5 protein-coding genes are annotated in these 3,721 nt (G+C 38.1%); 4 read left to right on the top strand and 1 reads right to left on the bottom strand.

What is annotated here, in order from left to right:
• Positions 1–409 precede the first annotated feature (409 nt).
• Positions 410–607, top strand: a complete 198-nt coding sequence (locus tag H6F47_RS27015) for a hypothetical protein (protein WP_096569375.1) — start codon at positions 410–412, stop codon at positions 605–607.
• 95 nt (positions 608–702) lie between these two features.
• The gene (locus H6F47_RS27010; protein ID WP_190651820.1) at positions 703–1,179 is read left to right on the top strand and encodes a Tic20 family protein; all 477 of its coding nucleotides are present in this window, start codon (positions 703–705) and stop codon (positions 1,177–1,179) included.
• Positions 1,180–1,264: 85 nt separating this feature from the next.
• Here the strand turns inward: H6F47_RS27010 and H6F47_RS27005 are convergent, their stop codons facing one another.
• Positions 1,265–2,038: a fumarylacetoacetate hydrolase family protein gene (locus tag H6F47_RS27005; RefSeq protein ID WP_137668536.1), complete on the bottom strand. Its 774-nt coding sequence runs from the start codon at positions 2,036–2,038 to the stop codon at positions 1,265–1,267.
• Between the two features lie 183 nt (positions 2,039–2,221).
• Between H6F47_RS27005 and rpsF the strand changes: the two genes are divergently transcribed.
• The gene (gene rpsF / locus H6F47_RS27000; protein WP_096569384.1) at positions 2,222–2,548 is read left to right on the top strand and encodes a 30S ribosomal protein S6; all 327 of its coding nucleotides are present in this window, start codon (positions 2,222–2,224) and stop codon (positions 2,546–2,548) included.
• Between the two features lie 364 nt (positions 2,549–2,912).
• A complete protein-coding gene (locus H6F47_RS26995; protein ID WP_096569387.1) occupies positions 2,913–3,473 on the top strand; it encodes an Npun_F5560 family protein in 561 nt (186 codons plus the stop codon).
• The last annotated feature ends 248 nt before the right edge of the window (positions 3,474–3,721 follow it).

Here is a 3,721-nt window from a genome sequence, read left to right as displayed (position 1 = left end):
TAGACATTTTTCTGATTTTCGATATTGTCCTGCATAATAACATGAAGTTTTAATCAAGATTGGATGAATTATTCTATACAATTTTGAATGTGGCTAAAGCCAATCAATCGCTTTAATGCGACTAAAGTCCCTATCGACTTATCCCCATGTCTAAAAGCCTGGGGCTTGCGTCTCGTTTCAGGGTCAATATTTTCATGTATCAACCAAGGGTTTGTAAATTTCATCTGTGGGATTCTGCCTATAATTAACTAGAAATATATTCGTATTAATTTTGACTAAGAAAAATTAATATCCAAAATATATAATATACAATAAAACTATATGCAGTTAGCAAACATTCACTATTTTATTTATTTGCTATTTTGTGAGTTCCTGCCTTGATGCCAAAAGGAGCGATGGAGGTATTGCGATGTTAGTTATTGTAACGGATGATCAAATCTTTGCCCCTGAGCAAGTTTGCCAATCTTGTTGGCTTGCTAACAATAGCGGTAAACCCCGTTGGTATGAGGGTAAGCTGCGTTGTGGTCAAGCTATTCGCCAATTTACAGAACAGCAAGCAGAGCAGTTTGAGTGTATGATGGGTTTCCGACTCGCCAATATAAAATAATCTAATAAAATAATCTAATTTATCAGCAAAATCAAGCAGCTGCGTTATCATAACGCTCAAATAGCTATTCAAATTTAGCCATAGGAGAATTTACCATGAATTGGCGCGGCTCTACTACTGTTCCTGATCGAATTTTTGCTTGTTTGCCTTATTTATTGCCTCTGATTGAAGTATTTGCATTTGGTCAGTTTTTACTGCGAGATTTTCCATTGTTGGGAATAGTCTTTTTACCTATGCTGCCATTGTTAAGAATTTACTATGGTGTCCGTTATGCTGGAATAATTATTTTCTTTGCTTTGTGGCTATTAGTTGTCAGAAATGACAAAATCGCCCATTTTATTCGTTTCAACACTATGCAAGCCATCATTTTGGATATTGTGGTATTTTTGTGTGGCATCTTGACTGATCTTGTGAAATTTGTCCCTGGTAGTGGTTTTGCTATGCAAACACTGTATACAACCATTTTTATGGGGATAGTTGGGGCTGTAGTTTATTCTGTATTCCAGTCTTTAAATGGCCGTTATGCAGAAATACCAGCCATTTCTGATGCTGTTTATATGCAGGTGCGTTAGGTTAAATACCAATTTTAGATTTTAGATTTTGGATTTTGGATTAACAGTTTTGAGGATCAGCTGTTCCCAAAATCTCAAACAATAATTATCGTCGGATAACTATGTTTTCCAGGCGGCCAATACCTTCGATTTCCACACGGACGCGATCGCCTATATTTAATGGTCCTACGCCAAAGGGTGTACCTGTTAGCACCACATCCCCTGGTAATAGTGTCATTACTTGACTGATATAGGACACCAAATAATCTGGGGAAAATACCATTTGATCAATACAGGCAGATTGGACGGGATGAGGTTGATCATTCAAAAAGGTTTGTAATCTCGCTCCTGGGTTCAATTCTCGCACAATCCAAGGACCTAAAGGGCAAAATGTATCAAAACCTTTAGCTCTTGTCCACTGAGCATCTTTTTTTTGTAAATCTCTGGCTGTAACATCATTGGCAATGGTGTAACCCCAAATTTTGCTTTGGGCTGCCTCTGGTGTACAGTCAGAGGTGCGATCGCCTATCACTAACGCTAACTCGCCTTCATAGTCTACCCGTTGTGACTGTGCAGGATATTTGATTTCCATTTCTGAGGCGATTACAGTTGTGGGCGGTTTGAAGAAAATCAGCGGTTCAGCAGGTACAGAACTGCCCATTTCTGCCGCATGATCAGCATAATTCTTTCCTACAGCCACAATTTTCGAGGGTGAACAGGGAGCTAGGAGTCTGTATTTGTCCGGTTCTAAAATTAAATCAGTGGGTTGCCCTTCTAACCAAGGTGGAGCGTCCAAAACTTCCACGTTTAGGGATAATTGCAGCAAACCATAGTAAATTTTTCCTTCTTGACTCTTAACTCGCACATAGCGTTGCGCCATAACTTTGATTAATATCCTTAGAGATGCAAATTTCGGCGGATGAGGCTGATGATTTTCATCGAAAACTGGTAAGATTATAATTCCTTGTTGCTTCCGATGTTGATTTTGACCAGTAACTCATCTGTTTTACTTGTATAAATCTATGTCAGCAGCCTTTTTTGTCCATAAGGTGACTAAAAATATATGACCACAGTTTACGAGACAATGTACATTCTCCGCCCTGATTTGGGAGATGAGCAGGTAGAACAAGCGGTTACTAAATATCAGAACTTGTTAACTGAACAGGGTGCTGAGAATCTGGAAATCCAAAATCGGGGTAAGCGTCGTCTGGCTTATGAAATCAACAGACACCGTGACGGCATCTACATCCAATTTAACTACACAGCCCCAGCAGGTGCGATCGCTCCTTTTGAACGTGCTATGAGATTGAGCGAAGAAGTAATTCGCTACTTAACAATCAAGCAGGAAATAAAAGAAGACAAGTCAGCTAAAGAAACTGTAGCTGCTTAAAAAGTGCTGAGTGAGGAATTCTTCGGGGATTCCTCCCATTTAGAAAAATTTACGTATTCTAACAGTTGTCAATTGCTCCTAATTGCGATATGTTTTGAATCAAATCATGAGGTAAGTGTTTTTTTTCATACATATAGAGTATAGGAAAGGACACTATAATAAATATAGGACTTACGCAAGATGTGACTGAAAACCTTATTCTTGCGTAGGGGTAATTCATGAATTACCCCTACTTTCGTTCCCTTTTGCGTAAGTCCTGAAATATTTAAAAATATTTAAAAAATATTTGAAAAATATTTTATTGCTGTCCCTAGCACTTACCAAAGTTAATATTGTCGCAGTTATTCCTAAGAGATAAATCGCTGTGAGCCAATCTAACACACCCGAAATCCAAGCACTTTCTACTGAAGTATCGCAGTTGCGTCAAGAGTTGCAACTAAGAGACCAATTAGTGCAACAGCTATCTCAAGAACTGTTCCGGCTGGTTAAGGGTAATACTAGCTTTATTCCGCAAAAAGCTGAACCTGAGTATGATTTGAGTCAGTTAGATGCTTTAAAAGAACAACTCCAAGCGGTGGAAGAGCAAGTAACCTTCTACCAAGAGCAAATTGCCTCTCGTGACTCGGAAATTTACCAATTACGACAGTCAGTTCAAGAATTGACTGATCGCAGTCGGATGTTAGAGCAAGTAGTACAAGAATTACCACAAATTTACCGTCGTAAGTTTGAGGAAAGAATGACTCCAGTCAGAGAGAAAGTGGCAATGTTACAAAGAGAAAATCGGCAATTACAAGCTGAACTACAAAGTGTAAGTTATCGGTTAGCACTCAAAACTCGCCACTCAAGTCATAGTGGTATTGATTTACCAAATTTTTCTAGTCCTATATCTGGACAAGAAAATATATCTACTCCGCAAAATGTTTAGACGGATATGGTAATGTAGAAATTTATATTCAGATTAATTGTCTGATTAATTATCTTCTTAAAGCAAGTAGTTTATTGCTAAAATTAATTGCTCTTCGGACTAGGCTGAAGAGATAATTTTTAATTAGGGTTGCTGAAAAAGTTATTTAGGGTTTGCTGAATAAACCTAAAACCTTGATATATCAAAGGTTAGAGGCTGATAAACACAGAAATTAGTGCAAGGGTTTTGAAGGGTATACCGGAAAAAGT

Source organism: Sphaerospermopsis sp. FACHB-1094, assembly GCF_014696195.1.
Classification (GTDB): Bacteria; Cyanobacteriota; Cyanobacteriia; order Cyanobacteriales; family Nostocaceae; genus Sphaerospermopsis; species Sphaerospermopsis kisseleviana.
The sequence above is the reverse complement of the archived record's forward strand: the minus strand, read 5'-3'. Positions and strand labels throughout refer to the sequence as shown.

Coding starts and splice junctions, on each gene's coding strand:
- H6F47_RS27005 (WP_137668536.1), bottom strand. CDS start 2,038: ATGGCGCAACGCTATGTGCGAGTTAAGAGTCAAGAAGGAAAAATTTAC.
- rpsF (WP_096569384.1), top strand. CDS start 2,222: ATGACCACAGTTTACGAGACAATGTACATTCTCCGCCCTGATTTGGGA.
- H6F47_RS27010 (WP_190651820.1), top strand. CDS start 703: ATGAATTGGCGCGGCTCTACTACTGTTCCTGATCGAATTTTTGCTTGT.
- H6F47_RS27015 (WP_096569375.1), top strand. CDS start 410: ATGTTAGTTATTGTAACGGATGATCAAATCTTTGCCCCTGAGCAAGTT.